This is a genomic window from Lewinella sp. IMCC34191, assembly GCF_003390935.1.
Classification (GTDB): Bacteria; Bacteroidota; Bacteroidia; order Chitinophagales; family Saprospiraceae; genus Neolewinella.
Genome location: NZ_QNQZ01000001.1, coordinates 955,924 through 981,948 on the forward strand (window position 1 = coordinate 955,924; position 26,025 = coordinate 981,948).

General features: G+C 57.6%; 22 protein-coding genes. 16 read left to right on the top strand and 6 right to left on the bottom strand.

What is annotated here, in order from left to right; genetic code table 11:
- On the bottom strand, positions 1-2,229 hold the full coding sequence (locus DRW39_RS03815) for an SDR family NAD(P)-dependent oxidoreductase (RefSeq protein WP_116105633.1): 2,229 nt from the start codon (positions 2,227-2,229) through the stop codon (positions 1-3).
- 125 nt (positions 2,230-2,354) lie between these two features.
- On the opposite strand from DRW39_RS03815, the gene DRW39_RS03820 reads away from it, so the two are divergent.
- A complete protein-coding gene (locus tag DRW39_RS03820) occupies positions 2,355-4,010 on the top strand; it encodes a S41 family peptidase (RefSeq protein WP_116105634.1) in 1,656 nt (551 codons plus the stop codon).
- Positions 4,011-4,019: 9 nt separating this feature from the next.
- Here DRW39_RS03820 and DRW39_RS03825 read toward each other — a convergent pair whose 3' ends face one another.
- Positions 4,020-4,718 carry an RluA family pseudouridine synthase gene (locus tag DRW39_RS03825; RefSeq protein ID WP_116105635.1) on the bottom strand — a complete coding sequence of 233 codons (699 nt, stop codon included), beginning with the start codon at positions 4,716-4,718 and terminating at the stop codon, positions 4,020-4,022.
- An 83-nt stretch (positions 4,719-4,801) separates the two neighbouring features.
- Here DRW39_RS03825 and DRW39_RS03830 point away from each other — a divergent pair, with 83 nt between their 5' ends.
- The 10 genes from DRW39_RS03830 (at position 4,802) to galK (ending at position 15,739) form a co-directional block, all read left to right on the top strand.
- On the top strand, positions 4,802-5,638 hold the full coding sequence (locus tag DRW39_RS03830; RefSeq protein ID WP_116105636.1) for a 1,4-dihydroxy-6-naphthoate synthase: 837 nt from the start codon (positions 4,802-4,804) through the stop codon (positions 5,636-5,638).
- Between the two features lie 38 nt (positions 5,639-5,676).
- On the top strand, positions 5,677-6,753 hold the full coding sequence (gene fbaA, locus DRW39_RS03835) for a class II fructose-bisphosphate aldolase (protein WP_116105834.1): 1,077 nt from the start codon (positions 5,677-5,679) through the stop codon (positions 6,751-6,753).
- A 75-nt stretch (positions 6,754-6,828) separates the two neighbouring features.
- A complete protein-coding gene (locus DRW39_RS03840; RefSeq protein ID WP_116105637.1) occupies positions 6,829-7,980 on the top strand; it encodes a glycosyltransferase family 2 protein in 1,152 nt (383 codons plus the stop codon).
- On the top strand, positions 7,940-9,115 hold the full coding sequence (ribB, locus tag DRW39_RS03845) for a 3,4-dihydroxy-2-butanone-4-phosphate synthase (RefSeq protein ID WP_116105638.1): 1,176 nt from the start codon (positions 7,940-7,942) through the stop codon (positions 9,113-9,115). Before DRW39_RS03840 ends, ribB begins: the two co-directional genes overlap by 41 nt.
- 208 nt (positions 9,116-9,323) lie before the next feature.
- Positions 9,324-9,863 (top strand): cupin domain-containing protein, encoded by a 540-nt coding sequence (locus DRW39_RS03850; RefSeq protein WP_116105639.1) that lies wholly within the window; start codon positions 9,324-9,326, stop codon positions 9,861-9,863.
- Between the two features lie 20 nt (positions 9,864-9,883).
- Entirely contained in the window at positions 9,884-10,207 is a 324-nt protein-coding gene (locus DRW39_RS03855) for a DUF5602 domain-containing protein (RefSeq protein WP_116105640.1), read from the top strand.
- 27 nt (positions 10,208-10,234) lie between these two features.
- Positions 10,235-10,666, top strand: coding sequence for a hypothetical protein (locus tag DRW39_RS03860; RefSeq protein ID WP_116105641.1), 432 nt, complete (start codon positions 10,235-10,237; stop codon positions 10,664-10,666).
- A 140-nt stretch (positions 10,667-10,806) separates the two neighbouring features.
- Complete coding sequence (locus DRW39_RS03865) at positions 10,807-13,764, top strand: ATP-binding protein (RefSeq protein WP_198664780.1); 2,958 nt, start codon at positions 10,807-10,809, stop codon at positions 13,762-13,764.
- Between the two features lie 83 nt (positions 13,765-13,847).
- Positions 13,848-14,570 (top strand): YebC/PmpR family DNA-binding transcriptional regulator, encoded by a 723-nt coding sequence (locus DRW39_RS03870; protein ID WP_116105643.1) that lies wholly within the window; start codon positions 13,848-13,850, stop codon positions 14,568-14,570.
- Entirely contained in the window at positions 14,570-15,739 is a 1,170-nt protein-coding gene (galK, locus tag DRW39_RS03875; RefSeq protein ID WP_116105644.1) for a galactokinase, read from the top strand. Before DRW39_RS03870 ends, galK begins: the two co-directional genes overlap by 1 nt.
- On the opposite strand, the gene DRW39_RS03880 is transcribed toward galK, so the two are convergent.
- Positions 15,736-16,833: a peroxiredoxin family protein gene (locus DRW39_RS03880; RefSeq protein WP_116105645.1), complete on the bottom strand. Its 1,098-nt coding sequence runs from the start codon at positions 16,831-16,833 to the stop codon at positions 15,736-15,738. The genes galK and DRW39_RS03880 overlap by 4 nt on opposite strands.
- Positions 16,834-16,879: 46 nt before the next feature.
- Positions 16,880-19,120, bottom strand: a complete 2,241-nt coding sequence (gene purL, locus DRW39_RS03885) for a phosphoribosylformylglycinamidine synthase subunit PurL (protein WP_116105646.1) — start codon at positions 19,118-19,120, stop codon at positions 16,880-16,882.
- Between the two features lie 227 nt (positions 19,121-19,347).
- On the opposite strand from purL, the gene groES reads away from it, so the two are divergent.
- From groES to DRW39_RS03900, 3 genes are all read left to right on the top strand, one after another.
- Positions 19,348-19,611, top strand: a complete 264-nt coding sequence (gene groES, locus DRW39_RS03890; RefSeq protein WP_116105647.1) for a co-chaperone GroES — start codon at positions 19,348-19,350, stop codon at positions 19,609-19,611.
- A 48-nt stretch (positions 19,612-19,659) separates the two neighbouring features.
- Positions 19,660-21,309, top strand: a complete 1,650-nt coding sequence (gene groL / locus DRW39_RS03895) for a chaperonin GroEL (protein ID WP_116105648.1) — start codon at positions 19,660-19,662, stop codon at positions 21,307-21,309.
- Between the two features lie 114 nt (positions 21,310-21,423).
- A complete protein-coding gene (locus tag DRW39_RS03900) occupies positions 21,424-21,924 on the top strand; it encodes a GbsR/MarR family transcriptional regulator (protein ID WP_116105649.1) in 501 nt (166 codons plus the stop codon).
- A gap of 12 nt (positions 21,925-21,936) precedes the next feature.
- Here the strand turns inward: DRW39_RS03900 and DRW39_RS03905 are convergent, their stop codons facing one another.
- Positions 21,937-22,632 (bottom strand): hypothetical protein, encoded by a 696-nt coding sequence (locus DRW39_RS03905; RefSeq protein ID WP_116105650.1) that lies wholly within the window; start codon positions 22,630-22,632, stop codon positions 21,937-21,939.
- 311 nt (positions 22,633-22,943) lie between these two features.
- Here DRW39_RS03905 and DRW39_RS03910 point away from each other — a divergent pair, with 311 nt between their 5' ends.
- Both DRW39_RS03910 and DRW39_RS03915 read left to right on the top strand, forming a co-directional pair.
- Positions 22,944-23,534 carry a UbiX family flavin prenyltransferase gene (locus DRW39_RS03910; protein ID WP_116105651.1) on the top strand — a complete coding sequence of 197 codons (591 nt, stop codon included), beginning with the start codon at positions 22,944-22,946 and terminating at the stop codon, positions 23,532-23,534.
- Positions 23,535-23,553: 19 nt separating this feature from the next.
- Positions 23,554-24,714, top strand: a complete 1,161-nt coding sequence (locus DRW39_RS03915; protein ID WP_116105652.1) for a class I SAM-dependent RNA methyltransferase — start codon at positions 23,554-23,556, stop codon at positions 24,712-24,714.
- 122 nt (positions 24,715-24,836) lie between these two features.
- Here DRW39_RS03915 and mnmA read toward each other — a convergent pair whose 3' ends face one another.
- Positions 24,837-25,940 carry a tRNA 2-thiouridine(34) synthase MnmA gene (mnmA, locus tag DRW39_RS03920; RefSeq protein WP_116105653.1) on the bottom strand — a complete coding sequence of 368 codons (1,104 nt, stop codon included), beginning with the start codon at positions 25,938-25,940 and terminating at the stop codon, positions 24,837-24,839.
- Between the last annotated feature and the right edge of the window lie 85 nt (positions 25,941-26,025).

A 26,025-nucleotide genomic window follows, 5' to 3' on the forward strand; every position in this document is an offset into this window, starting at 1 on the left:
TTACTCTTCTTCGGGGGCGAAACGCGACCGCCCACTGCGGTCTACTACGGTAGAACTGGCCTGCTGGGTGCCCTGAAGCACGACGTCCAGGATGTTGACGTGCGGCGGCTGAGCAACCACGAAGTGAATGGTTTCGGCCACGTCGACGGATCGCAGCGGTTGAAAGTCATTGTAAATCTTAGCCCGTTCGCTGTCACCGTCGAAACGGACCAGCGCGAACTCCGTCTCCTCTACGTGGGCGGGGCAGATCTGACCGACCCGGATTCCGTGCTTGACCAGGTCCAGCCGCATGGCGTGGGTCAGCGCATCCACCGCGTGCTTCGTGGCGCAGTAGACGTTTCCATTAGGGTATACCTCTTTCCCCGCCGTGCTCGCCACGTTGATGATCGTACCCCGCTTCCTGGCTACCATGCCCGGAGTGACGGCCCGGGTGACGTAGAGCAGTCCACGCAGATTGACATCGATCATCTCGTCCCAGTGGTCCAGATCTCCGGTATGGATGGGATCGAAGCCCTTCGCTTTTCCCGCGTTGTTGATCAGGATGTCGATCTCCCGCCACTCTTCCGGCAAGGCTGCAACGACCTCCCCTACCCGATCGCGGCGACTGACATCGAGGCTGATCGTATGCACGTCGATGGATTCCTCCTGTCGCAGTTTGTCGGCAATGTCCTTCAGGCGTTCTTCCCGCCGGGCCGCCAGAATCAACCGGTAGCCATCGGCGGCCAGTCGGCGGGCGGTGGCCAGGCCAATACCACTGGTCGCACCCGTCAAAAAAACGGTCTTCCCCGCTCCGGCCCTCGTTTTAGGTGCGGGCTCCGGTTCCTGCTGGCTAACCAGCATCTTTTCCAGGTCGGCGATATTCTGTTTGAGGGCGGAAAGGGCGTCGGTGGCCACGGGCGTTGTCTTTGGTTGTACGTAATGACCGGCACTGAAGGCGCGTCGGTTCGCGGGGGTATCGTAAGCCGGTTCGAGATTACAGGCCAGCAGAAAATTTTGGCGGGCGTGTTGCAGCCTCCCCCGGTCGAATTCCAGGACGGCGAGGAGGTAATGGGCGGGTGCATGATTAGGGTCCTCCTCAATGGCCTTCTGGAGCATCTTGAAGGCCTTACAGGACCGTTCCAGCGGTCCGGCAAGGAGTTGACCGTAGCGGTAGTAGGTTTCCCCGCTGACCCGTTCCGCTTTCGTGGCCCGGCTGAGGTATTCGGCGGCCTCGCGGTAATTGTCCGGGAAATGATCCGTCAGCAGGTAAGCTAACCGGTTCGATAGCTCGGGATAGTTGGGCTGAAGGTCAGCGAGTCGCTCCCACTGCTTTCGGGCTGCCGCGTATTCACCGGCGGCCTGATCCAGTTCGCCCGACAGGAAAAGTGCCCCCGGGTGGTTAGGGTGCTGTTGCAGTAACGTCCGAAGTTCGTCGCGGGCCGGTTCGATGGCTCCCGCCCCTAGTGCCAGCATCAGGGCGTGCTGATAGGCTAATTCACCGTTGTCGGGATTGTCATCCAGCCCCTCGTGGAGTTCTTCGAGGGCCTCATCCGTGTTTCCGGCGTCTGACATGCGCCATGCTCGGTTAATGATTTCGGTTACCGACTGGTTTCTACCTGCGCTCGCCGCCCCATCTTCTTTTAACGTTTCGTCCTGCATTACGGCTTGCCGATTTTCGGGTGGAGGCAGGCCGGCCAGCTGATAAATGGGATCATAGTCCGCATCACGGAGGTCGCGGTCGGCCAGGGGATCGCTTTCCACCAACCTTTCCAGCACTTCTTCCACGCCGACGCTCGTTTCCCGGATTCTGCGCAGGTACGTTTTAAAAGCGTGTTGACTGACCGCGTCGGTGTAGTCTTCCCCGCCCCGCCGAAGTTCGATGTAGCGGTCCTGCCAGTGGCTGACGTAGTGCATGATGTCGCTACGGTCGAACAGCCTCGTTTCCACGGTGATGACGTCACCACCTGATTCGGAAGGCCGGTGAGCGTCGATGACCACGGGCAGTAAATTTTGGGTCCGTTCGAGCACGCCAACGAAGCCCTGAAGTGCATTGGGGTTGGTGAGCAGGCTATCACTCACCAGCAGAATAAGCGGTAGGCGATTTTTGCGCAGGACATCCGCAAGCAGTTCGCCGTCGTTGGCGCGGCCTACGGGATAGTGCTCCAGCTCGATGTCGGGCTCCACCGCGGCGGCGATGCGCTGGGCGGCGGATAGATCTTCTTGACTGTAGGCAATGGCCAGTAACGACATAGCGGAAAGGATGGGCGGCAAAATAGGAAAATCACCGTAGTGCCCGACTCTGAAGACACGGCAGCCGACAAAGTATTCCGCCCCCGGGCAAACTAATATTTACCTTTAGCCTTTCCTTTTCCGTTATGCAGAACGAGACCTCATTCAACATCTGGACGCCGCTCTTCTACTGTGCCCTACTGGGCATTGGCTTGCTGGCCGGCTACCTGCTTAATACCGACGCTCCCCTCCTCAGTTTCGGTGGCGGTAGCCACACCAGCGTCGGAAGCGGCCGGGTCGAGCAACTTATGGGCTACATCGATGCGCGCTACGTCGACGAGCCGGACCGCGATAAGCTTTACGAAGCGGCCATTAACGCGGTGCTGGACGAACTCGACCCACACAGCAGCTACATCCCCCGCGAAGAGATGCAGGCCCTGACGGAATCCATGGAGGGCAATTTCGAGGGCATCGGTATCGAATACCTCGTCGTAGAAGATACCATCACGGTGGTCAGTGCCCTGCCCCAGGGTCCCTCCGATAAGGCCGGACTGCTGTCTGGCGACCAAATCATCTACGTCGAAGACAGCCTGGTCACCGGTGTGGAAGACCGACAAATCGACCCCGCCAGCCTCATGCGCGGCGAAGGAGGCACCGACGTCAACATCCGCGTACGCCGCCCGGGCACCCCGGACCTGATCACCTTCAACATCACCCGCGAACCGATACCGGTCTACAGCGTCGATGCGGCCTACACGATCGACGAAACCACCGCCTACGTCAAGATCAACCGCTTTAGCCAGAACACCTACAGCGAGTTCATGGAGGCGCTGGAAGAGCACCTTGAAAAACCAGATGCCCGCAACCTGATCCTCGACCTGCGGGGCAATCCCGGCGGCTACCTCCAGGAGGCAACCAAGCTGCTGAGCGAAATCTTCGTCGAACGCGGCGTCTTACTGGTGTACACCGAGGGTCGAAACTCTACCCGCCAACCCTATAAATCGACCGGACGGGCCCGTTACAACATTCAGGAAGTCGCCATTCTGGTCGACGGTGGTTCGGCGAGCGCCAGCGAGATCGTTGCCGGTGCCGTGCAGGATCACGACCGCGGAATCATCGTCGGCCGTCGAACCTTCGGAAAAGGTTTGGTGCAGGAGCAGTATCCGCTGATGGATAGCAGCGCGCTCCGGCTTACCGTAGCCCGGTACTATACGCCGAGCGACCGCAGCATTCAACGCAATTACGAGGGAGAGGAAGACTACCGTGGCGACCTGCACCGCCGCTTCGAAAGCGGCGAACTGACGGGACGCACCTCCGTACAGGTGGATAGTTCGCTGATTTACTACACCGACAACGGCTACCCCGTCTTCGGCGGCGGCGGCATCACGCCGGATTATTTCGTTCCGCTGGACAGCAGCCTGAACGACCAGGACTTCCTCCGCCTGCGCCAGCAGATCGCGCCCTATATGTTCGGCTACGTACGTCAGCACCCGGAGGTGGAGAAGTATGAGGATGTGGAATCCTTCGTCCGCGGCTACACTCCCGATGTGGACGCCATCGTGGCGGATCTGAGCGAATTAGCCCTGGTTGACTATCCCGATCTAGATGTCAACTTGCCGCCCCACCTACTCGACGAGCTGATGCTGCACTTCAAGAGCCGTTTGGGTCGGCAGCTATTCGGAACCGCAGCCTTCTATGAAATCTACAATCGCGAAGACGAGATCGTGCAGGAAGCCCTCCGCTTATTGCGTAACAACGATCCGCTGGCGGCCGCCCGTTCGGAACAGGCGAGCGCCTCCTAACGGACGGTACTAGGCCAATTGGGAGAACAGCTCCCAAAGTTGATCGCCCACGGGCGGAGCGGCCGTGATGGTTACCGGTTCTTTCTTCACCGGGTGCTGAAACTCGAGCTGCCGGCTGTGGAGGTTAATATTCCCGTCTTCATTGGGTGAAGGGAAGCCGTACTTCAGATCGCCGCGAATCGGGCTATCCAGTTGCTCGGCCAACTGTACCCGGATCTGGTGGGGACGGCCGGTTTCCGGCTTAACTTCCAGCAGGACATTCGATCCGATGCGGCCCATCATCCGGTAGCTCAGTACGGCCAACTTGGCTCCCTGGTGGCGATTGGAGTTGGCCTTGGGCAATATCTTGCTCATGTTTTTCTTCGCGTCCTTGTAAATAAAACCTTCCAATTTTCCCTCGATCGGGGTGGGTTGTTCGTCGACGATGGCCCAGTAAGTCTTGGTCACTTTGCGGTCGCGGAAGATCTCGGTCATACGGGAAAGTGCCTTCGAGGTGCGCGCAAACAAAATAACGCCGGAGACGGGTCGGTCCAGGCGGTGAATGGAACCCAGGAATACATCGCCGGGCTTATTGTAGCGCACCTTGATGTATTCCTTCACCAGATCCATGACCGTCACGTCGCCGGTCTGGTCGCCCTGGCTCAGGTAGCCCGCCGGTTTATTGACCGCGATAAGGTGATTGTCTTCGTATAAAACTTGTAACTGCATGGGGGCGTCTCTAGATTACCGGTACGGCCAAGTAACGGTCGACGGCTGCAAACGTTAATGCCCTCATCTAAAATTTATCCGCCTTGCGCAAAGATCGATTTACCCTCGGCTTTAGCCCCTGCCCCAATGACACCTTCATTTTTGATGCTCTGGTCAATGGCCGCATCGACACGCGGGGGCTCGAATTTGATGTCTACCTCGGTGACGTGGAGGACCTCAACCGGAAAGCGCTGGTGGGCGAACTGGACGTGACCAAACTTAGTATGCGGGCCTTCGGCGACCTCACGGCGCGGTATACCCTGCTTAATTCCGGTTGCGCACTCGGTCGGGGCGTGGGTCCTCTCCTGGTACGGGCCAAATCATCGGATGCTTCCCCGCAGGAACCCCACCGGGTGGCCATTCCGGGTCACTATACCACGGCCAATTACCTGCTGGGGCTGGCCTACCCCGGCATTACGGATAGAACGGAAGTGCTGTTCAGCGAGATCGAGGAAGCCGTACTTTCCGGGGAGTACGACGCCGGCCTGCTCATTCACGAGAATCGCTTTACTTACGAAGAGCGCGGCCTGGAGAAGATTCGTGACCTGGGCGACTTTTGGGAGGAAACCACCGGCCTGCCGATTCCGCTCGGAGGGATCGCCATTAAACGAACCCTGGTTCGCGAGCAACAGGAATTGATCGAGGCGCTGATCCGGGAGTCCGTCGAGTACGCCATCAATCATCCGGAGGCCAGTAATGATTACGTCAGGGAGCACGCCCAGGCGATGGACCCGGAAGTGATGCGGCAACACATCGAGCTGTATGTAAACGAATACACGGTCGACCTCGGGGATAACGGTCGGGCGGCGGTCCGCCACTTCATGACCGACGGGCGAGCTAAAGGACTGCTTCAACCCGGTGCGGAGGACTACATTCTCTAGATTTGCGTTTCTTTGGGCTCACCCAAAAATATCAAGACATGGCAAAGCAATCCTTTCGTTCCGGCGTCCTCTACGGCGATGAAGTCACCGAGGTCTTTAATTACGCCCAGGCGAACAACTTCGCCCTGCCGGCGGTCAACGTCACCAGCAGCAGCACCGTCAACGCCGTACTGGAAACGGCTAAGGAGGTAAATAGCCCGGTCATCATCCAGTTCAGCAACGGCGGCGCGCAGTTCTTCGCCGGGAAGGGACTCGATAATACCGACCAGAAAGCCGCCATCGCCGGTGGTCTGAGCGGCGCCATGCACGTACACACCATGGCCGAGGCCTACGGCGTCCCGGTTATCCTCCACACGGACCACTGCGCCAAGAATCTCCTGCCCTGGATCGACGGCCTGCTCGACGCCGGTGAGAAATTCTACGCCAAGCGTGGATTCCCCCTCTACAGCAGCCACATGCTCGACCTGAGCGAGGAACCCCTCGAGGAGAACCTGGAGATCAGCGCCAAGTACTTCAAGCGCATGGCCAAGATCGGCATGACCATCGAGATCGAGCTCGGCGTCACCGGCGGAGAAGAGGACGGCGTCGACAATACCGACGTGGATTCCAGCCGCCTTTACACCCAGCCGGAGGAAGTATTCGAGAGCTACCAGAAGCTGAGTGAGGTCAGCAAGCGCTTTACCATCGCCGCGGCCTTCGGTAACGTACACGGCGTATACAAGCCGGGGAACGTCGAGCTTCGCCCGGTCATCCTGAAAAACAGCCAGGAATACGTTCGCGAGCAGCTGAAGCTCGACGAAGACCCCATCCACTTCGTCTTCCACGGCGGTTCCGGCTCCAGCGAGGAAGAAATCCGCGAGGCCATCGGCTACGGTGCCATCAAAATGAATATCGATACCGATCTTCAGTGGGCCTATTGGGACGGCGTACGGAAATACGAGGCCGGCAAGCGGGACTACCTGCAGGCGCAGATCGGCAACCCCGACGGTGCCGATAAGCCCAACAAGAAAAACTACGATCCCCGCGTGTGGGTCCGCTCGGCCGAGGTCACCTTCAAGGAGCGCCTGAAGACCGCCTTCGAAAACCTCAACTGCGTAGACGTGCTGGCCAGCTAGTCGCCACCTCTGCTTCCTGCTTCGCCGGGGCATTGGGACTAGTCCCGATGCCCCGGCGCGTTTTACCTTCGCCCCGTGCATGCCCTGCTTTATATCCTGCTTCTGGTCTGCGTCCTGGGCGTCGTGCACACCTATGTCCTATTTCCGTACCTGCTTCTGAGGGCGGCGGAGCGCAGGTGTAAAGAACCTTCCCGGCCGGTAGCTGAAAGCCGTACCTGGCCCAACGTTCACGTGCTGATGGCCGTCCACAACGAGGCCGTGGTACTGCCGGATAAATTGGATTCCCTGGCCGGACTTGATTATCCCGGACCGCTGACGTTCCATTTCGGGTCCGATTGCAGTAATGACGGCAGCGATGAGCTGTTGCATGGTTTCGCGGAGCAACACCCGGCCACCGTCCACCGCAACCGGGAACGCCTCGGCAAACCCGGCACCATCAATTTCCTGGTTGGTGATATGGAGACGAATGGGATACTGGTCTTCACCGATGCGAGTGTCATGCTTCGGCCGGATACCGTGACGGAATTGGTGGGCCCCATGCTGGACGATCCCGGTATCGGCCTGACGGATGCCACGATGATACACACTGGCGTGCCGGACGAGGGGATCGGGTCGTTGGAAGATCATTACATCCAGCGCGAGGTAAACCTGAAGCGGGCGGAAAGCTGCTTATGGGGGGCGATGATCGGTCCCTTCGGCGGCTGTTGGGCCATGCGCTCCGAAGCTTTCAAACCGGTACCGGACACCTATCTGGTCGACGACTTTTACCTCTGCATGGCCGCTTACGAAGCCGGCTGGCGGGGCGTCTCCGCCCCGCGCGCCTTGGCTTACGAAGGCGTGGGTCTTTACCTTAACGACGAATTCCGTAGAAAGCGTCGGATCGGGGCGGGCAACTGGCAAAACCTGGTGCGCTTCCGGCGCCTGTGGTGGCCGCCCGGTCGGGACGGCCTGTCCTATGCTTTGTTTAGCCATAAGGTGCTGCGGTGGCTGACCCCCTTGCTGCTCTTGGTGGGCGGTGTCAGCCTGGCCGGGTTGATGATTCTGGCGGGCAACTATTGGACCGTACTGGCGTTTCTGCTCCTGATGGGGACAATTTGCGCCCTCAGCCCGGCGGTGCGGTACTTTGCGGCTATGAACGTGGCCCTGCTGCTCGGAACGGTCGATTATCTAAAAGGAATCAAAACGAATGTCTGGCAACCCTCTCACCGAAACCAAGACAACGGCTGACAGCGGGATCCGCTCGCGGCTGAATACCATCGAAGAAGCCGTTGCCGACATACGCGCCGGTAAGGTGATCATCGTGGTCGACGACGAGGATCGCGAGAACGAAGGCGACTTCGTATGCGCCGCCGAGCGCGTAACGCCGGAGATCATCACCTTCATGGCCACCCACGGTCGCGGACTGATCTGCACGCCCATTGAGGAGCAGCGCGCGGACGACCTCGATCTGCCCATGATGGTCAATACCAATACGGATATTCACGAAACGGCCTTTTCCATCAGCATCGACCTGATCGGCCACGGCTGTACCACCGGTATCAGTAGTTACGATCGCGCGACCTGCATTCGCCGGTTAACCGAGCGAAGCGCGCGACCGTCTGATTTTGCGCGCCCGGGACATGTCTTTCCCCTGCGTGCGGTCAAGGGTGGCGTCCTGCGCCGGACCGGCCACACGGAAGCAGCCGTCGATCTGGCCCGGATGGCCAATCTCTACCCCGCCGGCGTCGTAGTGGAAATTCTGAAACCGGATGGGAATATGGCCCGGCTCCCCGAACTACTCGACATTGCCGAGCGCCACGACCTGAAGATCATCACCATTGAAGATCTGGTGGCTTACCGGCTGCGTACCGAACGGCTGGTAGAATGCGAATTCAGCATGGACCTCGATACCCGCTACGGTCCGTTTCGCCTGCATGCCTATCGGCAGACCACGAATGAAGACGTACACCTGGCGCTCACCCACGGCGAGTGGCAGATCGATGAGCCGGTCCTGACCCGCGTCCACAGTAGCACGAGCTCACGTGACTTATTACACTCTTTGCTAAGTGGTTACAGTACCGGACTGCACGGCCCCCTTGAAAAAATTACCGAAGCTGGTAAAGGGGTACTGTTGTTCATGCGACCCCACCAGGACGCCAACGATATTATTGCCGGCTTACGGCTCCTCAAATCTCGCATGCAGGACGGCAAGGCCGTCCGTCCGCCCGAACCCCGCAGCGAGGAGCAGCGTGACTTCGGTATCGGCGCGCAGATTCTGCGTGACCTGCGCGTTTCCAAACTCAAGGTCCTCTCCAACGCGCCCAAACAGCGCGTCGGCCTGGAAGGCTACGGACTGGAGATCGTCGAGTTCGTTTCCATGTAGAAGAAGCGCTCAGGTTTGTTCCGTACGGTCCATTAAAAGTCAATAACGCATACGATGCACTGCTTGCTACTTTTGTAGCATGACAATACGCGCGCGTCAAATTTGGCATACGATGCCGGACCTCGACTAGCGAAGGGGAGCAGTGCGGGCCTACGTTTGGGGCATCAACGGGGAATATCCTCCCGGGATTCACCAAACAATCGTACACATGAACCGCAATGACTTTTTGCGCGCCGGTCTGGCCTCTGCCGCCGGATTTACCGTAGGCCCCCTGGCCGCCAATATTTCCATTCCCCCTACGGGAATCGGCACATTGCCCTCCAAGATAATCTCGAGCGGCAACGGTACCCGACATAACGTTCTGGGCTCCGTAATGACCGTTAAGCTGACCGGTGAGGATACCTACGGCCTGCTTACCCTGATCGAGGATCTCAATCAGCCAGGAGTAGGCATCCCAATGCATGTCCATACCCGGGAAGATGAAGTATTCCGGGTACTGGAAGGCGAGGTAGAATTCGTTCTGGGTGAGGAGACGCTTATCCTTGGAGTCGGTGATGTAGCCTTTGCGCCCCGCAACATACCGCATAGCTGGCGCGTCGTAGGCGACCGACCGGCACGGAGTATCATGCTGGCTAACCCCGCTGGGATCGAGAACATGTTCGCTCAACTCGGTCAATTGCCCGTGGGACCTCCCGATCTGGCGAAAGTGGCCGAGATCTGCGGTCGCTACGGTATCTCCTTCGTCTAATCCCTTGCACTTCCTCCGCTATGAATTGCTTTTCGCTTCGTCCCTTAATCGGGGCCTCGTCGCTCTTTACCCTATGCTTACTCCTCCTCCCATCATGTGGCGATGATGACGACAGTGCCGCCACTCCCATCACCCTTTCAGGGGAGGAAATCATCGTCGGCGACGGGCTTGCCTGGACCGAAGTTACCTTGTCCGCCAACGGCGAACCCACGGAAGTTGCGGTCGTCTTCACCGAGGGTGCGTTGGAAAATCTGCCAACGGGATCCCCCCACGCGCACGAGTTCCTGCTACCGCTGCCCGCCCGGGCTGTCGTGCCCCCATACACCCACGCGACTCTCGACTAGAACCAGCACGGTCACGCTCCCCCCGGGGTGTACGACGTTCCACACTTTGACATTCACTTCTACTTTATATCGGAAGCCGAACGCAACCTGATCGGACCCTACGACACCATGGAGTTCAATCGCCCACTACCGGCCGTCCAACTTCCCGAGATGTACATCGAAACACCGGGCGGCGTCCCGCGCATGGGTGCTCACGTAGTCGACGCGATTAGTCCGGAAGTCAATGGCACGGGCCCCTTCACCCACACCTTCATCTTTGGCAAGTACAACGGACAACTGAACTTCCTCGAGCCTATGGCGGCGGAAAGCTGGTTACGCACCTTTCCCGATGTGTACGTGCCTATCCGTCAACCCCAGACATACGGGTTATCCGGCTATTTTCCGGAGGCTTACGTAATCCAGTTTGCAGAGGAAGATAGATCGTTCCGGGTTGGGTTACGTGACTTCGTTCTCCGATAAGTCAACTTCTATACCGAGAAGATTTCATGCTGATGCTTTGGGCCCGGCGGTACGCCTATTGGCACCGCCGGGCCACTTGTAGGTATGCGTTCCCGGACAGTGTGCGAACATGTACTATCTTAACCCTACGCTCACCAGTGATGCATACTGTTCACGCAAGTCGAAAGGATCGTCTCGTAACCATTTCCCCGGGTTCGAAGACGGAAGCCCGCGTCGGTAAATTCTCACACCGGTCCGCGTGGTTATGGATTTTACTGATCCAGTTACATTCACCCCTGTTCGCCCAGGAAACCTACACCCTCGACCCTCAGTATCCGGTGCATCCCCTTGATGATTACCTGGAAATATTACCGAGCCCGGAAGGAAATCTTACCACACACCAGCTGATTCAGGATACTACCCTACCGTGGTTTCCGCTCCGGGAACTCGAGGGGTGGGCGGACTATGACCAGGTCTACTACGCCCGGCTTTATCTGCGGGTAACCGATACGCTGGCTGGCTGGCAACTGCAACTCGAGGACAGGCTCTTCGATGATACGGCCTGGATTCGCGGGAACGGACGAGTCGACGTCTGGGCGATGCTAGGCAACCGTTTGCTGTGGCACCGCGTAACGGGGGCCGATTTGGCCCCATCCCAGCGGGACCTGACCGGCCGTCGACAGTACGATAGGGTTCGTCTGGACTCACCGGCAGACACCCTGATACAGCTGTATTTACGTATTGAGGGAAATAGCTACGGCATCTTTCCATTTTTCAACGTCGTAGCCCGTGCAAGCGGCTTTCAGGAGTATCAGCCCTATTTGCCGGTAGGCAACTTTTTTAACACCTTCCTTTTCGGCGTAACCTTTATCATTCTAGTGTACCACTTGCTGTTGTTTGCCTTCCTCGGCGAACCCGTATACGGCTGGTATTCGCTTTGGTTATTATTCTGCACGCTGACACAGGGAATGACCATCGGTCTAGAGCCGGCCTTTTGGTTAGGGTTGAACGGAACGGATGGACGTCTAATCTTGTGGCTCATTATTCCCAATGGGATGCTTTTTACCTTTTGGCTTTTTGGAAGGGCATTTCTGGAATCAAAACGCTTGTATCCCAACCTTGATAAACTAATTCTAACCCAGCCTTTGCTGATGGTCCTGGTTATTGTCGGCGGGATAGTCTACCTACAGGTAGCCAGGCCCAATGTCTTCATGACGATTTTCGGCTGGCATTACGAGGCGCTTGGTCTTTTCGCGGTCTGCGGGATCGGAATCGCGATTGCCCTACTCATCAAACCAAAACCCCTGGCAAAAATTTTTGGTGCGGGCGCGGTGTTGGGATGTGCCACTATTCTCGTTGGTGTCTTATGGTCCTTGCGCCTGATCCGGGTCCCGATCGATCCTTATGCCCTCTCCATCATTCTACAGATTCTGGTGTATTCGCTGGGCCTCGCCTACCGTCGCTACCGGCAACGGATCGAACAGCGAGCCGCGGAACTTCTAGCCCTGAGCGATCGTAACGAGGTGGCCCGCATGAAAGACCTGGAAGAAGTGAAAGCCCGTTTCTTTGCCAATGTCAGTCATGAATTCCGCACGCCGCTGACGCTGATCTCCGGGCCGCTGGAAATGGCCTGCGACCGCAGGGAATCGGAACCACGCAACGGGCCGGTGGCGCTGTCGGGAAGGGAAGTGGAAATCATGCATTCCGGTGTGGATCGCCTACGCAAACTAGTGGAGCAATTGCTGTCCCTGAGCCGGTTGGAAAGCGGTATGGTTTTCCTGAAACTTCGCCGCGGTGGCCTGGTAGGGTACGTTCGCAAACTGGCCCTGTCCTTTTCCAGCCTCGCCGAACAGAATAACGTCAGCCTCGATACCTGCTTTCCCGACGAAAGACAGGATGCCTTCTACGATGCCGATAAGCTGGAAACCGTATTCGTCAACCTGCTCGCCAATGCCATTAAATACGCACCCGAACGGGGAAGGGTCTCCGTCCGCATGAGTATCGAGGCGGAATACTACATCATAGAGGTTACGGACGACGGTCCCGGCATTCCCGCCGCTGACCTCGGACTCATCTTCGATCGGTTTTACCGGGTCGAGGGAACGGGAGAGGAAGGGTCAGGTATCGGCCTTGCCCTAACCAAGGAGCTGGTAGACGCCTACGGAGGGACGATCTCCGTCAGAAGTGAAGTCGGCAAGGGCACCACTTTCCGACTGCGCCTGCCGTTTGCCCTGGCAAAACTTCCGCAATCCGTGATGGCCGCGGAGTTCGAAAGTGGGAGCCCGGTTACGAAAACCGTAACCCCCGGCCCGCTCCCAACTCACCGGAAGGTCCAACCGCCGGGTGAAGTGCTTCGTCACGACACCATGGTACTCATCGTCGAGGACAGCGAGGATCTGCGCGATTTTATCGGGAGCACCCTTTTTGATGCCCATCGGATACTGTACGCATCCGACGGGGACGCCGGTGAGCGGATGGCCCTGGAACACCTTCCGGATCTAATCGTCAGCGACATAATGATGCCCGGCAAGGATGGCTACGCGCTGTGCCATTCTCTCAAGCGAAATCCCAAAACCAGCCATATCCCCATCATCCTGCTGACCGCCAAGGCCGGGCAGGATTCGACGATAGCGGGCCTTAATCTGGGCGCGGATGATTACCTCACTAAACCATTCAATCCGAAAGAATTACGATTAAGGGTAAAGAATTTGCTAGATGCCCGGGAACGGCTCTGGAAACACTTCACCAAGCTCGATCTCTCCCTGCTGCCGGATTTCGACCGGCGATCCATTGAGGATCAGTTCGTTCAGCAGGTAGTCGGGTATATTAAGGAGCATCTTGCTGAGGAAAGCCTATCCGTCGATTTTCTCTCCCGGCAGGTGGGTTATAGCCGGTCGCAACTCACTCGTAAACTGAAGGCGCTCACCGGCAAAACTCCCAACAAGCTGATCAATGAGATGCGGTTACACGAAGCCTTTCGCCTACTGGAGAAACGGGCGGGAACCGTATCCGAAATTGCCTATGCCGTTGGCTATACCAACCTGTCCTACTTTGCCAAGAATTTTCGGGGGCACTTTGGCAGTCTACCGAGCGAAGTACTGGAAACCTCCGGGCAATAAGGTATTCCGCTTTCTAATCCATTCTATCCGGTCCTTATCTGGCAATAACCGAACAATGTATATTTGTCGCAAATTGCATAGGCATGGGAAGAGCATTTGAATACCGTAAAGCCAGAAAGATGAAGCGCTGGGCCGGCATGGCCAAAGCCTTCACGAAAGTTACCCGCGAGATTAACATCGCCATCAAGGAGGGCGGCGCCGATCCGGACTATAATCCCCGTCTCCGCCTGGCCATCGCGAATGCCAAGGCAGTCAACATGCCCAAGGCCAACGTGGATGCCGCCATCAAGCGCGCCACGGACAAGGACGCGGCGGATTACGATGAGGTCAGCTTCGAAGGCTACGCACCGCACGGCGTTGCCGTCTTTGTAGACGCGACCACGGACAATAACAACCGCACCGTCGCCAATATTCGCCACGTCTTCAGCAAGTACGGCGGTAACCTCGGCGTCAATGGTTCGGTCGACTATATGTTTGAGCGCAAGGGGCAATTCCGCGTGAAGCGGGATGCCCTGAAGGGTGACCTGGAGGAAATTGAACTGGAGTTGATCGATGCCGGACTGGAAAGCATCGAGCAGGAAGAAGACGAACTGGTCTTCTACACCGCCTTCGAAGACTTCGGAAGCTTTCAAACCGAACTGGAGGAGCGCAAAATCAACGTAGATAATGCCGAACTCGTCCGCATACCCACCCACACTAAAACCCTATCCGACACGGAAGCGGAAGCGGTCATCAAACTCATCGACATGCTCGAGGAAGACGACGACGTAGCCAACGTTTTCCATACGATGGATGAAACCGAATAATGACCGTTCCACTACCCGCCCACCTCACCGAATACCTCACCAATGAATTTAACAGCACACCGGCGGAATGGAGGTTTTGTCTGCGGTCACCGGGTCGGGTCAATATCATCGGCGAGCACATTGATTATACGGGTGGCTTGGTGATGCCCGCTGCCATCAATTTCGCGATTTACTTCCTCGCCCGAACGATCGAGGCACCGGAATGGCGGCTGCACGCCGTAGATCTGAACGAGCAGATTACCCTTCCCCTGCCCCTAGGCGGTCGAACCGGGACGCTCTGGGCCGATTACCTCGCCGGGATCGGCGTACAATACCAGGATCAGGGGCAATTTCTTCCCGGACTGGAAATCGTTTTTGGAGGCGATCTTCCCCGCGGTTCGGGCATGAGTAGTTCGGCAGCGCTCGAAGGGGGCATGGCTTTCCTCCTGAATGAATTACTGAACACCAAGCTCAGTCGGCCCGCGCTAGCGGCGCTCTGCAAGCGATCCAGCAATACCTACCTGGGTATTCCCTCCGGTATAATGGACCAGTTCGCCAGCCTGAACGGCTCGACAGCCGGACCCATCATCCTGAACTGCCAAACACTGTCGTCGGAGCCCGTTAAGAACGCCCTGGATGGTTACGGTTTCCTGCTGGTGAACTCCATGGTATCCCATAACCTGAGCGACGGGGCTTACGGCCAACGGGTTGCGGAATGTCAGCAGGCCCTTGAGGTCATCCAATCCGAATTTCCCCGGGTAACCCACCTGAGTGCTACCCTACCCGACCAGCTTCAGTCGGTCAGCGAGCGCCTGGACGACACGGTGCGCAAACGCGCTACCTACGTGGTGGAGGAGAATCGACGCGTAGGACGGGCGGTCATGGCCCTGGAGGCCGGTAGCAGCACGGAAATGGGTAATCTCCTGAATGCGACCCACGCCGGTCTACGCGATCTCTACGAGGTGAGTTGCGCGGAAGTCGACTTCCTGCAATCGTTCGCCCAAGACTATTCCGGAGTTGCCGGTGCGAGGATCATGGGTGGTGGTTTCGGCGGCTGTACGATCAACCTCATCCGCAACGACCGCGTGCAGGATTTCACCCGCGACGTAAAAGAAGCGTACGACGAGAGATTCGGAATTACGGCCGAGTGCTACCCGGTCGTGCTCAGCGGAGGAACTGACTTTATTTAAAGGACCTTCTGTAAGGCCTGTTCAATGGCGGAAGCTCCCCTCAGTCCGACCTCGGCAATGTTTCCCTCGCGGTCAATCAGGAAGGTGGCCGGGATAGCCCGTACCCCGTACTTAGCGGTGGCATCGCTACTCCATTTCCGTAATTCGCTGCCGTGATTATCCCAGGTCAAGCCATCCTGTTCGATCGCCGCTACCCACTTCTGCCGCTGATTCTCGCGCGCGGTTTCCAGTTGCTCCGGGGTGAGCCGTTGCGCCTGCCGGTCATCGATACCGTCCAGACTGACACTGAAGATCGTGAAGCCCTGGTCTTTGTAGCGATTGTACACTTTGACAACGTTCGGATTCTCCCGCCGGCACGGACCGCACCAGGCCGCCCAGAAGTCCAGCAGCACCACCTGACCGCGAAGATCGGATAGCGTCACCGTTTCCCCGTCCGGATCGGTTAGCGTCAGATCCGGAGCGGGTTTACCCGGTTGAATCTGCTCCTGGCTCTTTTGAAAGTTGACCTGTTGGCGGACCTGGTCGACGTACTGTGCGTAGGTCATTCGGTTGGGGTCGTCCGGCGCCAGGCGGGCAAGAACCCGCTCGTGTATCGGCAGGCCCTGTTCCCCCGCGCGTAGCAAACTGTTGAAGGTCACGTAGGCGGCTACGTAGTCATTCTCTATGCCGTCGATTTTGTCTTCCAGTGCTTCCAGCCCACGGACCTCCGCTATTTGGCGAACGGTTTCGACGGTTTCTTCCGCGCTCTCGGATCCGGTGACGGAGAAATCATAACTGCCAAATGTGCCGAGTTCGCCGTCGATCTCTACCTGGTTGTCATCGCTGCTCAGCGCGAGCGTAGCCTTCTGCGCCCCCACCCGCACCTGGTACAGTCCGTCTCTCAGGGGCTCGGCGAATTCGAAGGTGAAATCGCCATTCTGATCGATGGAGGCACTTTTCAGCATTTCTTTCTCCCCGCCAAGAACGATCCGGTCCAGGTTAGCCGACAGTCCGGCGGCGTCGGCGAGGTGTACGTCGATCGTCAGACCGCCATCGGTTTCCGAGGCGCAGGCGGAAAACAGAACCAGGAGACAACTGAAGACAAGGTACCGCATGGCAAAGGGTTTGTTAGAAAAAGCGTAGTTGCCCGGCTTAGTTGAATTATCCCTCCAGGATAGTAGCCAGGGTGTCGTTGTGGCGCATCTCCCAGGCGATCAGGTTCCCCCAGTCCTCCCCGTCTACCGTAAAGTCGTCGCCCTCCACGCGTCCGAGCACGCGGAAGCCGACACCGTGGTGGTGCAGCAGTTCCTCCAACTCTCCGGTCTGCGATTCGTCGGCGGTCACGACCACGCGGCCCTGCGCTTCGCCGAATAAGAAGGCATCCTTGCGGATCTGCTCGTCCGTTTCGATGGAGAATCCGTGTCCACCGGCAATGGCGGATTCGGCTAGCGACTGGAATAACCCGCCGTCGCTTACGTCGTGGGCACTCTTGACGTGCTGACCGCGGATGGCCTCCAGGATGGCGGCGTGTAGTTTCTGCTCCTGCTCCAGATCGAAATAAGGAACCGAACTGTACTCGATGTCGTGTATCGCCCGCAGGTATTCGGAAGACCCCAGGTCTTCTTTGCTATCGCCGACCAGATAGATGACGTCGTCCTGCTCCTTGAAGTCCAGCGACATGGTCCGCTTGATGTTGTCGACAATTCCGAGCATGCCGATCGTCGGCGTCGGGTACACCGGCTCGATCCGTCCACCTTCGTACTGCGACTGATTATAGAAACTGACATTCCCGCCGGTAACGGGCGTATTAAAGGCCCGGCAGGCCTCACCCATTCCCTTGATCGCGTTTACGAACTGGTAGAATGCCTCGGGATTGTAGGGGTTGCCGAAGTTCAGGCAGTTGGTGATGGCTACCGGCTCGCCGCCCGAGCAGACGATATTACGGGCAGCCTCGGCTACCGCGATCATGGTACCCACGTAGGGGTCGGCGTAGACGTAAGCGCTGTTGCAGTCCGTCGTCACGGCCAGGGCCTTGTCGGTCCCCTTCAGGCGCACCAGTCCGGCGTCGGAGGGGTTGACCTCCGTGACGCTGTTGGTACGTACCGTACCGTCGTACTGATCCGTGATCCAGTGCTTGCTCACCAGGCTCGGCGCTTTAAACAATTTTTCGGCGACGGAGCGCAGGTCAGAAGGAACTTCAACGTCATCTATGTTGAATGCTTCGACTCGGTCAAGGTAAGCCGGACGGCGCGTCTCCCGCTCGTAAACGGGTGCGCCCCCGCCAAGGACGAGGGGCTCGCTCGGAACGTCGGCAACCAGTTCACCGTCGGCGTAGAATTCCAGTCGGCCGGTGTCGGTTACCTCCCCGATTTGCTCGCACTCCAGGTCCCATTTGTCGAATACGGCCAGTAGCTCGGACTCCCGCCCCTTTTCACAGACGATCAGCATCCGTTCCTGGCTCTCGCTGAGGAGGATTTCCCAGGGTTTCATGTCAGCCTGTCGCGTGGGCACCTTATCCAGGTCGATGCGCATGCCCGTCCCGGACTTGGCGCTCATCTCCGATGTGGAGCACGTAATACCCGCCGCGCCCATATCCTGCATTCCGACCACGGCCCCCGTGGCGATGACTTCGAGACTGGCTTCCAGCAATAACTTTTCCTGGAAGGGATCCCCTACCTGGACGGCCGGCAGGTCATCGGCACTGTCTTCGGTCAGGTCGGCAGATGCGAAGGTGGCTCCGTGGATGCCGTCCTTACCGGTAGCGGACCCTACGATAAAAACCGGATTGCCCGGCCCGTCGGCGGACGCGGAAACCGTCTCGCCTACTTTCACTACGCCGACCGACATGGCGTTAACGAGGATGTTTTGGTTGTAACTGGGGTGGAAATACACCTCGCCGCCCACGACGGGGACGCCGAAGCAATTGCCGTAATCACCGATACCCTTGACCACTCCGGCGACCAGGTGCTTGGTGTGTGCCAGGGAAGGATCACCGAAGCGCAGACTATTGAGGGAGGCAATCGGGCGTGCACCCATGGTAAAGATATCCCGGTGGATGCCCCCCACCCCGGTAGCCGCGCCCTGATAGGGTTCGATGGCGGACGGGTGGTTATGACTCTCGATCTTAAAGGCGCAGGCCAAACCGGCTCCGATATCCACCAGCCCGGCATTTTCCTCACCGGCACCGACTAACAGCCGCTCGCCATCCCGGGGCAGCGTCTTCAGCCACATGATGGAGTTTTTGTAGGAGCAGTGCTCGGACCACATCACCGAAAAGATGCTCAACTCATTAAAATTCGGAGTACGTCCCATGATCTCCACGATCCGGTCATACTCTTCGGCGGTAAGTCCTAAATTCTTTGCAACGTCGACATCAACGGTGATTGCGTTCTCGGTGGCCATACGGGGGGGTTGATTAAGGGCCCAAAAGTAGGCAAAATCGGTAAGCTGGCAGCCGGCTGCTTCGATGTGTATACTCGCCGCATTGTCACCTGCCGGCGGCGTATCTGTCCACCTTCTGACATTTTGACGCCCGGCGCGGGCTGGCATGGAGTTCGTAGCGACTTGGGTGTGGTCGTCAGTACGGCCACAGAGAACAAACCAATTATTTCAATCAAAACATACCATACATGAAGCCGATCAACGATCGAGTAGTGGTCAAGCCCGCTCCCGCAGAAGAAAAAACCAGCGGGGGCATCATCGTCCCCGATACCGCCAAGGAGAAGCCCCAGCGCGGCGAAGTTATCGCCGTCGGACCGGGAAAAGAGGGTAACGCCATGACCGTAAGCGTAGGCGACATTGTCCTTTATGGCAAGTACGCCGGCCAGGAGCTCAAGCACGACGGTCAGGACCTGCTCATCATGCGGGAGGACGACATCCTGGTTATCCTTTAGGGTAGCCACCAGCAATTGCATTTAACCACCATAAAATATTAAACAACTATGGCTAAGGATATTAGCTTTGATCGCGTAGCCCGCGAAAAATTGCGGAGTGGCGTTGACGCCCTCGCGAACGCCGTAAAAGTGACCCTCGGACCGAAGGGACGCAACGTCGTTATTCAAAAATCATTCGGTGCCCCGCAGGTCACCAAAGACGGTGTAACCGTCGCTAAGGAAGTCGAACTGGAAGACCCGGTCGCCAATATGGGCGCCCAGATGGTCAAAGAAGTTGCCAGCAAGACCGCCGATATCGCCGGTGACGGTACGACCACCGCTACGGTACTGGCCCAGGCCATGATCCAAGCCGGACTGAAAAACGTAACCGCCGGTGCCAACCCGATGGACCTCAAGCGTGGTATCGACCTCGCTACCAAGAAGGTCATCGAGCACCTGAAGACCCAGAGTGAAGTTGTCGGGGATGACTTCGGCAAGATCCAGCAGGTAGCTGCTATCTCGGCCAACAACGACAACGAGATCGGTAGCCTGATCGCCGACGCCATGAAGCGCGTCAGCAAAGACGGTGTCATTACCGTAGAAGAGGCTAAGGGTACCGATACCTACGTCGATGAGGTAATGGGTATGCAGTTTGACCGCGGATACCTGAGCCCCTACTTCGTCACCGATACGGAGAACATGACCACCGAGTATGAAAATCCCTACGTGCTGATCCACGACAAGAAGATCAGCAACATGCAGGATATCGTACCCATCCTCGAGCAGGTAATCCAAAGCGGTCGCCCGCTGCTGATCATCGCCGAGGACATTGAAAGCCAGGCACTTGGTGTCTTGGTTGTCAACCGTCTCCGCGCCCAGCTAAAGGTCGTTGCCGTTAAGGCTCCCGGTTTCGGTGACCGTCGCAAAGCCATGTTGGAAGATATCGCCGTTCTGACCGGTGGTACCGTCATCAGCGAAGAGAAGGGCTACAAGCTCGACCAAACCTCGCTCGACCTGCTCGGTTCCGCGGAGAAGATCACCGTCGACAAGGACAACACCACCATCGTAAACGGTGCCGGTTCTGACGATCAGATCAACAACCGTGTTAATCAGATCAAGCAGCAGATCGAAACTACTACTTCCGACTACGATCGTGAGAAGCTCCAGGAGCGTCTGGCAAAGTTGGCCGGTGGTGTAGCCGTACTCTACGTCGGTGCCGCTACCGAAGTGGAAATGAAGGAGAAGAAAGACCGCGTCGATGACGCCCTTCACGCTACCCGTGCCGCCGTCGAGGAAGGCATCGTGGCCGGTGGTGGCGTCGCCCTTGTCCGTGCCATCGATAGTCTGGACGGTCTGGAAGGCGAGAACGAAGACCAGAAGATCGGTATCGCGATCGTCCGCAAGGCGCTGGAAGCTCCCCTCCGTACCATCGTCGACAACGCAGGCGTGGAAGGTAGCGTAGTGCTGCAGAGCGTACGTACCAACACCGGCAGCTACGGCTACAACGCCCGCACCGGTGAGTACGAAGACCTGAAAGCGGCCGGTGTGATCGACCCCACCAAGGTGACACGTATCGCTCTCGAGAACGCTAGCTCGATTGCCGGAATGGTCCTGACGACCGAGTGTGTCATCAACGACATGCCCGAGCCCGAAGGTGCTATGGGCGGCCACTCCCACGGTGGAGGCGGCATGCCCGGCGGCATGGGCGGTATGATGTAGACCATCCGCAACTGTTATGGAAAACCCCGGTTGGCACGCGCCGCCGGGGTTTTTCGTTAACAGCCAAAGCGCTGGAACGTAAACCTATTCACGGCAATACTTCTTTGAATATCAATGGAACTACAAGAGGGAAAAGAGAAATTTATAGAGGCGTGGGGAACGCTTGGTAGTTCGTGGGGGGTCACCCGTACGATGGCGCAGATACACGCCCTTTTGCTCGTCGCCAACGAACCCCTTAGCACGGACGATATTATGGAGCAACTCCAAATCAGCCGGGGGAACGTGAATACGAATACCCGTATGCTGCTGGAATGGGGGCTTGCCCACAAAAAGCTTATCCCCGGCGAACGCAAGGAATTCTTTATCGGTGAAAAGGATATGTCCAAGGTGGTGAAAAACATCATCATTGCCCGCAAAAAGCGGGAGTTAGAACCTATGCTCCATCTGCTCGACGATCTCACCGGGGTCGAGGGCAAATCGGAGGAGGCGGAAGAATTCCGCACCGTGGTCAAGGACCTGAAGCTATACAGTCATAAGGCTGATTCGGCCCTGGCAGCCCTGGTTAAGGTGGACAGCAACTGGTTTTTCTCCACCTTTCTGACGATGATCAAGTAATCGCGGCTCCGCTTACTCTGCAAGCGGTTCGATTATCATCCATCCACCACGCTCCTCATTGGACTGCAGCGTAAAGCTTCGGTCGTAAGGGGGATAAAGAATTTCCGAACGCTGCGTACCCAGGTATCCAACCACCGTGACGCGACGGGCGATCTGGCTACTGTCCAGCAGGTTCAGTTGTACCGCTCCGTTACCAGCCACATAGACAAGGTAATTTTGCAGGGAGTCTACCGCCGCGAGCGAGCCCACCGGACGGGAAGTGCCCAGAATACGGTCGTCCGTCCGGAGATCCCAAAAATTGAGGTGCCGCTCTACCGTGCGGATGGCCCGGAAGCTATTCAGTGCGGATTGTACCGGCTGACGGTAACCCACAGCCGGCTGACCCGCTAACACCGCCGCGTTAAAGGAAGCAATGCTCCCCATGCTACGGAAGTCGTACTTCCCCCCTACCGTATCCACTAGGATTCCCAACTCATTGCTTAAGGCCAGGTAATCCTTGACCCGGGTGGTAGATAAATCCCTGGTTGGGAGCCCCAGGTAATTCCCACCGCTGGCGGCCATTTGCTTGATGAGTTCCCTGACGGCCACGCTATCGATCGGTTGTCCGTGCAGATCAAAGCCCAGGAGTAAGGTGGGCTTGTCATTTAGAGCGTAGTAAGTGGAATCGACGGACCATCTTTCGGCCACGATAAGTTCGGCGGTTACCATCTCACCGGAGGAATCTGTGCACCGGCTTAGCAGGAATAGAAAGGATGTACACCACAAAATGAGTCCTAATAGTCTCACGAATGCGAAAGAGTATGGTAAATGGATCAGCGCTTGCGCAACCTCCACCCTAAAGCGACGTTAGCGGTCTAAGAGTTTAATTCAATACACCCGATTGGTCGGGAGGCGGGCTATTTGTAACCGACCGACCGGCCACGAGACTACTTTTGTAGCTGTTATCGGCCATAGAGATATTTGATCGGGCCGATAATATGATTGAAGGTAAGCCACCAACAAGAGCCAAGCTAAGTTTTATGTCAGGAAGAAGCATCGTCGTTGCCGTAGGAGGAAGCAGTGGATCTTTGTATGCCAAGGTTCTATTTGATCGGCTTAAGGAAATAGAATCAAAATGGGAAAATGTTGGAGTAGTACTTACTGAAAACGGTAAGTACAATTGGAAATTTGAGCTGGGAAACGATGATTGGCAGCATTATCCATTCGATTACTATGGGCAGCGGGATTTCATGGCACCCTTCGCATCCGGAAGTGCGCGGTACGACACCATGATTGTTTGCCCCTGTAGTATGGGCTTGATGGCCAGAATTTCAGCCGGAATATCGAATGATCTGATTACCCGCGCCGCCGATGTCATTCTAAAGGAAAGAAGACGGCTGATCGTGGTGCCGCGGGAAGCCCCTTACAGCCTCATCCACCTGAAAAATATGACGGCGATCACCGAGGCCGGTGGTGTAATCTGTCCCGCCGTTCCCTCCTTTTATAGTAACGTGCAGACACCGGAAGACATCGTCCGCACCATTGTGGACCGCGTGCTCGATCTGGCGGGTTTCGATCTCGACGATACGTACCGCTGGGGAGAAGACCTGACAACCGAAGGGACGGACTGACCACCTCGTAAAAGAAGTTATGACTGATTCGATGAAGCTCGCCTTTCCTACCCTCGCGGGCCTGGAGGATGTATTAGCCCGGGAAATAAGCGCACTCGGGGCGACGGATGTAGAATCCGGACGTCGCGTGGTAACGGCGACCGGTGATATGGCGACCGTAATGCGGGCCAATCTCGAATTACGAACCGCGCTGCGCGTCCTCATTAATATGGACGAGTTTAGTGTGCGGAATGAACAGGAGCTGTACGACCGGCTGCGGGCCAACAATTGGCGCCAGTACCTGATGCCGGAGGGGACACTCATCGTGGACGTCGTCGATCCCGGACGCTGGTTCCGCAACACGCACTACATCGCCCAACTCACGAAGGACGCCATCGTCGATCAGTTTCGGGACAAGTACGGTACCCGACCCGGAGTCGATAAGAACAACCCCGATCTGCGTATCCACCTCCGCATTTCGGGACGCGGCCAGGTCCATCTCAGTGTCGATACCTCGGGAGACGGACTGCACCGACGCGGATACCGGCGCCGTACCGGAGAGGCACCGATCAACGAAGTACTGGCAGCTGGCTTGCTGCAAATGGCCGGATACACCGGTGACCAGGTTTTTGTCGATCCCATGTGCGGCAGCGGCACTTTCCTGGTAGAAGCCGCCACCCTGGCCACCCGCCGCCCCCCCGGATTATTGCGGGAGTTCGGATTCCAGCGCTGGCCGAATTTCGACCTCGCCGCCTACAGTGAAGTCAGACAGCACGCCCTCGATCAAATCCGCCCCGCCCCCTACCCTATCCTGGGCGCCGATATCGACGGCGTCGCCGTGGCCGTTGCGCGCGCCACCGTCGAGCGGGCGAAGATCGATGGGGCCGTGGAGTTGCGGGAGTCACCCTTCGGCCAGCTGTCTCCCCCTATGGGGCAGCACATAGCAGAGGCCGAGAAGATCCTCGTGACCAACCCGCCCTACGAGATGCGCATGGAAACGGGCGACATCGAGGGATTATACCAGGAAATCGGTGATACCCTCAAGACCAACTGGCCGGGATATACCGCCTGGATCATTTCCGCCAACCCGGATGCCATCAAATCGGTGGGCTTGCGCAGCAGCCGGAAAATACCCGTGATGAACGGACCGGTGGAAGCCCGCTTCGTGAAGTACCAGCTTTACCGGGGATCGAAGGATTAAACAGCTTCCCGATTTTCGGATCAGGTCTTTACCTGCGCCCCGCCGCCTAAATTTATGTAAGGGTTGCGGGGGGGAAATCAGTCGGATAGCTGGTCCCCGGCGCCTCATCCTGATGTCCCGACTTAACGGGACGCGTGAATCAAACCGCCGCCGACCACGTCGTCGCCTTCGTAGAAGACGGCGCTCTGACCGGGGGCTACTCCGCGGACGTCGGCGAAAAATTCGACCTCCATCCGATCCGGAGCGAATTGGGATACGTGACTGAGCGTACCGCGATCCTTGTAGCGGACCTTGGTGACCAACTCCATACCATCGGCGGGCAACTCGGCGTATTTCTGCAGCGTGGCGCCACCGACCATCATGCCGTTCTTGACCAGGGCATCGACGGGTCCGAGAGTGACGGTATTGGTGTCGGCATCGATTTTGGTGACGTACATGGGTTGCCCGAAGGCCTGCCCGAGGCCCTTGCGCTGCCCGATCGTATAGAAGGGATAGCCGTCGTGGGTACCGATCACCTCTCCCGAAGTGTCGACAAACTGTCCACCGGCCACCTGCCGTTCCAGCTCCGGTAGCCGCCGCTTGAGGAAACCGCGGTAGTCGTTGTCCGGGACGAAGCAGATCTCAAAGCTTTCGGACTTTTTGCTGAGTTCCTCGTAACCGAAGTCATAAGCCAGCTGGCGTACTTCCGGCTTGGTCATGTGACCGAGAGGGAAGCGGCTGCGTGCCATGCACTCCTGGCTGAGTCCCCAGAGTACGTAACTCTGATCTTTTTTGTCATCGGCACTCTTGCGCACGTGCCAGCGGCCGGCATCGGTCTGCCGCAGCTGGGCGTAGTGGCCCGTGGCGATGAACTCGCAGTCTATGGCATCGGCACGCTTCAGCAGGGCACTCCACTTGATGTGGGTGTTGCAGAGTACGCACGGATTGGGCGTCCGACCGGCCATGTACTCGTCTACGAAGTTGTCGATAACGTGATCGCCGAACTCGTCACGGATATCGATGATGAAGTGGGGGAAACCCATCTCGACCGCGACCGAGCGCGCGTCGTTGATGGAATCCAGGCTGCAACAGCCGGTTTCCTTCTTGCTACCGCCGCTGTTGGCGTAGTCCCAGGTTTTCATCGTGATGCCGACCACTTCGTAGCCCTGCTCGTGCAGGATCATGGCCGTTACGGTGCTGTCGATACCGCCGCTCATGGCGACGAGCACCCGTCCTAATTTGCTCATAATTATCGCTTTTCGCACGGGTTCAAGGGCCCGGCCAAAATCAGAGCAAAGGTAACGGTTTACGGCGCGGCGAAGTTGCTATATT

Coding starts and splice junctions, on each gene's coding strand:
- DRW39_RS03815 (WP_116105633.1), bottom strand. CDS start 2,229: ATGTCGTTACTGGCCATTGCCTACAGTCAAGAAGATCTATCCGCCGCC.
- DRW39_RS03820 (WP_116105634.1), top strand. CDS start 2,355: ATGCAGAACGAGACCTCATTCAACATCTGGACGCCGCTCTTCTACTGT.
- DRW39_RS03825 (WP_116105635.1), bottom strand. CDS start 4,718: ATGCAGTTACAAGTTTTATACGAAGACAATCACCTTATCGCGGTCAAT.
- fbaA (WP_116105834.1), top strand. CDS start 5,677: ATGGCAAAGCAATCCTTTCGTTCCGGCGTCCTCTACGGCGATGAAGTC.
- ribB (WP_116105638.1), top strand. CDS start 7,940: ATGTCTGGCAACCCTCTCACCGAAACCAAGACAACGGCTGACAGCGGG.
- DRW39_RS03850 (WP_116105639.1), top strand. CDS start 9,324: ATGAACCGCAATGACTTTTTGCGCGCCGGTCTGGCCTCTGCCGCCGGA.
- DRW39_RS03855 (WP_116105640.1), top strand. CDS start 9,884: ATGAATTGCTTTTCGCTTCGTCCCTTAATCGGGGCCTCGTCGCTCTTT.
- DRW39_RS03865 (WP_198664780.1), top strand. CDS start 10,807: ATGCATACTGTTCACGCAAGTCGAAAGGATCGTCTCGTAACCATTTCC.
- DRW39_RS03870 (WP_116105643.1), top strand. CDS start 13,848: ATGGGAAGAGCATTTGAATACCGTAAAGCCAGAAAGATGAAGCGCTGG.
- galK (WP_116105644.1), top strand. CDS start 14,570: ATGACCGTTCCACTACCCGCCCACCTCACCGAATACCTCACCAATGAA.
- DRW39_RS03880 (WP_116105645.1), bottom strand. CDS start 16,833: ATGCGGTACCTTGTCTTCAGTTGTCTCCTGGTTCTGTTTTCCGCCTGC.
- purL (WP_116105646.1), bottom strand. CDS start 19,120: ATGGCCACCGAGAACGCAATCACCGTTGATGTCGACGTTGCAAAGAAT.
- groES (WP_116105647.1), top strand. CDS start 19,348: ATGAAGCCGATCAACGATCGAGTAGTGGTCAAGCCCGCTCCCGCAGAA.
- groL (WP_116105648.1), top strand. CDS start 19,660: ATGGCTAAGGATATTAGCTTTGATCGCGTAGCCCGCGAAAAATTGCGG.
- DRW39_RS03900 (WP_116105649.1), top strand. CDS start 21,424: ATGGAACTACAAGAGGGAAAAGAGAAATTTATAGAGGCGTGGGGAACG.
- DRW39_RS03905 (WP_116105650.1), bottom strand. CDS start 22,632: ATGGTAACCGCCGAACTTATCGTGGCCGAAAGATGGTCCGTCGATTCC.
- DRW39_RS03910 (WP_116105651.1), top strand. CDS start 22,944: ATGTCAGGAAGAAGCATCGTCGTTGCCGTAGGAGGAAGCAGTGGATCT.
- DRW39_RS03915 (WP_116105652.1), top strand. CDS start 23,554: ATGACTGATTCGATGAAGCTCGCCTTTCCTACCCTCGCGGGCCTGGAG.
- mnmA (WP_116105653.1), bottom strand. CDS start 25,940: ATGAGCAAATTAGGACGGGTGCTCGTCGCCATGAGCGGCGGTATCGAC.